The sequence below is a fragment of the Actinoalloteichus spitiensis RMV-1378 genome (genome assembly GCF_000239155.1).
Taxonomy (GTDB): Bacteria; Actinomycetota; Actinomycetes; order Mycobacteriales; family Pseudonocardiaceae; genus Actinoalloteichus_B; species Actinoalloteichus_B spitiensis.
In genome coordinates this window covers 1-5,211 of sequence record NZ_AGVX02000162.1, presented here as the reverse complement: position 1 = coordinate 5,211, position 5,211 = coordinate 1, and the positions used below count along the sequence as shown (strand labels likewise).

At 72.1% G+C, this 5,211-nt stretch carries 4 protein-coding genes; 1 reads left to right on the top strand and 3 read right to left on the bottom strand.

The genetic code is table 11. From position 1 onward, the window contains the following. Position 1: 1 nt before the first annotated feature. Together aceB and aceA are read right to left on the bottom strand one after the other, a co-directional pair. The gene (aceB, locus tag ACTIDRAF_RS0208560; protein WP_016698324.1) at positions 2-1,630 is read right to left on the bottom strand and encodes a malate synthase A; all 1,629 of its coding nucleotides are present in this window, start codon (positions 1,628-1,630) and stop codon (positions 2-4) included. 16 nt (positions 1,631-1,646) lie between these two features. Further along, positions 1,647-2,963: an isocitrate lyase gene (gene aceA / locus ACTIDRAF_RS0208555; RefSeq protein WP_016698323.1), complete on the bottom strand. Its 1,317-nt coding sequence runs from the start codon at positions 2,961-2,963 to the stop codon at positions 1,647-1,649. Positions 2,964-3,178: 215 nt separating this feature from the next. On the opposite strand from aceA, the gene ACTIDRAF_RS0208550 reads away from it, so the two are divergent. Beyond that, entirely contained in the window at positions 3,179-4,606 is a 1,428-nt protein-coding gene (locus ACTIDRAF_RS0208550; protein ID WP_016698322.1) for a short-chain fatty acyl-CoA regulator family protein, read from the top strand. A 41-nt stretch (positions 4,607-4,647) separates the two neighbouring features. Here ACTIDRAF_RS0208550 and ACTIDRAF_RS0208545 read toward each other — a convergent pair whose 3' ends face one another. Then, the gene (locus ACTIDRAF_RS0208545; RefSeq protein ID WP_016698321.1) at positions 4,648-5,118 is read right to left on the bottom strand and encodes an anthrone oxygenase family protein; all 471 of its coding nucleotides are present in this window, start codon (positions 5,116-5,118) and stop codon (positions 4,648-4,650) included. Positions 5,119-5,211: the final 93 nt, after the last annotated feature.

The following is a 5,211-nucleotide window of genomic DNA, read 5'->3' as shown; positions in this document are numbered from 1 at the left end:
GTCAGCGGTGGGTGGTGAGGTGGTGGGCGTAGGCGTAGGGGGTGAGGACGTCGGGCAGGGTCGGGCCGAGGGCGGTGGCGGTGAGGACGTCCACCGCCGCGTCGAGCCGGGTGGCCTCCGGGTCCTCGGCGCGGATCACGTCCCGTTCGGCGCGCAGCGCGTCGCCGACCAGGTCGCGGGTGACGGTGGTGCCGTCGGTGAGCGTGGTCGCGGTGTGGATCCACTGCCACAGCTGGGCGCGGGCGATCTCGGCGGTGGCCGCGTCCTCCATGAGGCCGTGGATGGCGACCGCGCCGGTGCCCCGCAGCCAGGCGTCGAGGTAGCGCAGGCACACCGCGACGTTGGACCGGACCCCGTCCCGGGTGACCTCGTGACCGGCGCTGGCGAGGTCGAGGAGGTGGTCGGCGGTGACGCGCACGTCGTCGCGGGTGCGGTCGAGCTGGTGGGGGCGGTCGCCGAGGACGGCGGTGAACGCCTCGCCGCACACCGGCACCAGCCCGGGGTGGGCGACCCAGGATCCGTCGAACCCGTCGGTGGCCTCCCGGTCCTTGTCCTGGCGGACCGCGGCCAGGGCCTCCCGGTTGGCGTCCGGGTCGCGGCGGGGGATGACGGCGGCCATGCCGCCGATGGCGTGGGCGCCGCGCCGGTGGCAGGTCTGGACGAGCAGTTCGGTGTAGGCGCGCATGAAGGGGACGGTCATGGTGAGCCGGGCACGGTCGGGCAGGACGACGTCGGCGCCGCGCCCGCCGAGGGTTCTGATCAGGCTGAACAGGTAGTCCCAGCGTCCCGCGTTGAGCCCGGTGGCGTGGTCGCGGAGTTCGTGGAGGATCTCGTCCATCTCGAAGGCGGCGGTGATGGTTTCGATGAGGACGGTGGCGCGGATCGTTCCCCGGGGCAGGCCGAGCGCGCGTTGGGCGAGGAGGAACACCTCGTTCCACAGGCGGGCTTCGTGGTGGTTCTCCAGTTTGGGCAGGTAGAGGTAGGGGCCGCTGCCGTCCTGGATGAGGCGGGTGGCGTTGTGGAGGACGTAGAGGCCGAAGTCGACCAGGCTGGCCGAGACGGGTCGGCCGTCGATGCGGAGGTGTTTCTCCACGAGGTGCCAGCCCCGGGGTCTGGCCACGATGGTGGCCGGGTCGTCGGTGATCCGGTAGCGGCGTCCGGTGCCGGTGGTGAAGTCGATGCGCCGCCGGATGGCGTCGTGCAGGTTGAGTTGCCCGCCGATGATGTTGTCCCAGGTGGGGGCGGTGGCGTCCTCGAAGTCGGCCATCCACACCTTCGCGCCGGAGTTGAGGGCGTTGACGGTCATCCGCCGGTCCGGGGGTCCGGTGATCTCGACGCGGCGGTCGAGGAGCCCGGGTGGGGGTGGGGGGACGCGCCAGGTGGGGTCGTGGCGGATGGCGGCGGTCCTGGGCAGGAAGTGGGGGGTCTCGGTGCCGTCGGTGAGGCGGGCGCGGCGGTGGCGGCGGCGGTCGAGCAGCGCTCGTCGGTCGGCGGCGAAGGTGTTGTCCAGCAGCGCCAGGAAGTCGAGGGCCTCGGGGGTGAGGATCTCGTCGTACCGGTCGCGGAGCGGGCCGTGGATCTCGACGCGTCCGGCGGTGGGGAACGGGGTGTGTCGGGTGGCGGTCGTCATCTCGCTCTCCCTCGGCTCAGAACTGGGCTTCCTCGGTGGAGCCGCGCAGCGCGGTGGTGGAGCTGTCGGGGTTGAGGGCGGTGCTGACCCGGTCGAACCAGCCGGTTCCGACCTCGCGTTGGTGGCGGGTCGCGGTGTAGCCGTGCGCCTCGGCGGCGAACTCCCGTTCCTGGAGGTCGACGTAGGCGGGCATCCCGGTGGTGGCGTACCGGGAGGCGAGGTCGAACATCGAGTGGTTGAGGGCGTGGAAACCGGCGAGGGTGATGAACTGGAACCGGTAGCCCATGTGTCCCAGTTCCCGTTGGAAGCGGGCGATGGTGGCCTCGTCGAGGTGGGCGCGCCAGTTGAACGAGGGCGAGCAGTTGTAGGCGAGGAGCTGGTCGGGGTAGCGGTCGTGGATGGCCTCGGCGAAGGCGCGGGCCACCTCCAGGTCGGGTTCGGAGGTCTCCATCCACAGCAGGTCGGCGTGGCGGGCGTAGGCGAGTCCGCGTTCGATGCAGGGTTCGATGCCCCCTCGGACGGTGTGGAAGCCCTCCCCGGTGCGTTCTCCGGTGGTGAAGCGGCGGTCGCGTTCGTCGACGTCGCTGGTGAGCAGGGTCGCGGCCTGGGCGTCGGTGCGGGCGATGATGACGGTGGGGACGTCGAGGACGTCGGCGGCGAGGCGGGCGGCGTTCAGGGTGCGTTCGTGCTGGCGGGTCGGGACCAGGACCTTGCCGCCGAGGTGGCCGCACTTCTTCTCCGAGGCCAGCTGGTCCTCCCAGTGCACCCCGGCCGCGCCGGCGCCGATCATGGCGCGCATCAGTTCGAAGGCGTTGAGGGGGCCGCCGAACCCGGCTTCGGCGTCGGCGACGATGGGCGCGTACCAGTCGAGGTCGCGGTCACCTTCGGCCCAGGAGACCTGGTCGGCCCTGGCGAGGGCGTTGTTGATGCGGCGGACGACGGCGGGCACCGAGTTGACCGGGTAGAGGCTCTGGTCCGGGTAGGTCTGGCCGGCGAGGTTGGCGTCGGCGGCGACCTGCCAGCCGGAGAGGTAGATGGCGCGCAGCCCGGCGCGGACCTGTTGGACGGCCTGGTTGCCGGTGAGCGCGCCGAGGGCGGGCACGTAGTCCTCGGTGCGCAGCAGGTGCCACAGCTTCTCGGCGCCGCGCCGGGCCAGGGTGTGCTCCTCGACGAGGCTGCCGCGCAGCGTGATGACGTCCTCGGCGGTGTAGGAGCGTTCGACGCCGCGCCAGCGGGGGTTGGTGGCCCACTCGCGGCGCAGGGCCTCCGCCGCGTCGGGTGTGCCGGTGCGTGCCCGGCCCGGGGTGCGGGTGTGGTCCGTCGTCGTGGTCATCGGGCACCTCCGAATTGCGAAGCCCGCGATTGTCCAGCGGGGGTCCACCGACGATGACATGGCTCGGACAACCGCAGGAAGGCTGCCAATCCGCCAATTTCCGCGAATTCTCCCGGGTCTTTCAGCGAATTCGGCGAAGACCCGTTTCCTATGCTGGACCGGTCGCGCCCGGCCGCGGCCGGGCCCCGCCAGCGGCGTCGGAAGGGGTGGTCAGCGTGGACAGGACCTTCGTCGGAGCGAAGCTGCGTCACCTGCGGGAGAGCAGGTCGATGAGTCAGGTGAACCTGGCCAGGCTGTTGGAGATCTCGCCGAGTTACCTGAACCAGATCGAACGGAACGCACGGCCGTTGACGGTTCCCGTGCTGCTGCGGATCACCGAGGCGTTCGGGGTGGACGCGGAGTTCTTCGCCAACGACGACACGGGGCGGCTGGTGGCGGAGGTGCGGGAGGCCCTGTTGGACGAGGAGGTGGGGGTCGAGGCGTCGACGGGTGAGTTGACCGAGCTGGCGACGAACCTGCCGACGATCGCGCGGGCGCTGGTCCGGCTGCACCGCCGGTACCGGAGCGCGGTGGAGAACACGGCGGCGTTGACGGCGGAGAACGGCACCGGGTTGCACGGGAGCGCGGCGGCGCCGTTACCGCACGAGGAGGTGCGGGACTTCTTCTACGAGCGGGAGAACTACGTCGCCGAGCTGGACGAACGCGCCGAACGGCTGGCGGTGGCCCTGGACCTGCGGCGCGGGGAGGTGCGGGCGGCGCTGCGGGACCGGTTGTCGGAGGCGCACGGGGTGCGGGTGACCAGTGAGGGCGTCGACGAGGCGGCCGGTGAGCAGCACCGGTACGAGCCGGCGGCCCGGGTGCTGCGGTTGGCGCCGACGCTGCGGTTCGGTCAGCAGGCGTTCCGGATGGCCTCGCAGATCGCCCTGTTGGAGCACGACCGGCTGATCAGCGGGTTGGCGGACTCGTACGCGTTCTCCGGGCCGGCGGCGAGGTCGTTGGCGCGGGTGGGGTTGGCGAACTACTTCGCGGGCGCGTTGATCCTGCCCTACGGGTCGTTCCTGCGGCGGGCCGAGGAGTTCCGGTACGACATCGAGCGGTTGTGCGACCACTTCAGCGTCGGGTTCGAGACGGTGTGCCACCGGTTGTCGACGCTGCAACGGCCCAGGGCGCGGGGGGTGCCGTTCTCGTTCGTGCGGGTGGACCGGGCGGGCAACATGTCGAAACGGCAGTCGGCGGCGGGTTTCCACTTCTCCCGGGTGGGCGGGGCGTGCCCGTTGTGGAACATCTACGAGGCCTTCAGCGCGCCGGGGAAGATCCTGACGCAGATCGCGACGCTGCCGGACGGGAAGAGCTACTTCTGGGTGGCGCGGACGGTGCGGCGCAACATCGGCGGTTTCGGCAGTCCGGGGAAGATGTTCGGGGTGGGGTTGGGCTGCGAGCTGCGGCACGCGCGGCGGCTGGTGTACTCCACGGGACTGGACCTGGACGACCTGGGGGCGGCGACGCCGATCGGGATGGGGTGCAAGGTGTGCGACCGGCCGGCGTGTCCGCAGCGGGCGTTCCCGGCGGTGGGCCGGCAGCTGACCGTGGACGAGAACACCAGCACCTTCGTCCCCTACCCGGCGGTGCCCGCGTCCCCCTGACCGGGTGGGGGCGGGTTCCCGGTCAGGGGGACGGGTGGTGGTCAGCCAAGGGTGAGGCCCCACGCCAGGCAGGCGACGGCGGCGGTGGCGGTCACCGAACGCAGCACGTTGGCGCGGTTCCAGCGGCGTTCGAACGCGCGACGGGCGGCGGTGGCCGATTCGCCGGTCGCGGCGAGCGCGTTGTTCAACGGCACGTTGACGACACCGGTGACGACGACCGTGGTGAGGCTGAGGGCGAATCCGCCGAGCAGCCAGGGCAGGACGGTCTGCCCCTCGGTGCCGAGGTGCGTGGCGGCGGCGACGGCGGCGCAGACCGGGGTGCCGAGGAAGGGCAGGAGGAACCACGGGTTGGGGATGACCTCGTTGATCCGCCGCATCACGCGCACGAAGGTCGCGTCGTCGACGCGGCGCAGCGCCGGCATCACCCCGTAGGCGAATCCGGTGAACAGCCCGGCGACGAGCCCGCCGGTGACGGTGGCGGCGAGGAGGGCGCCGGTGCCCAGCGGGCTCATCGGAGACCCCCGGTGACCGCCACCGGGGCCGGGCCGGAGGGGGTGGCTGGCGGGGTGGCCGGGCGGGCCGGCGCCGGCTGGAGCGGGTGGACG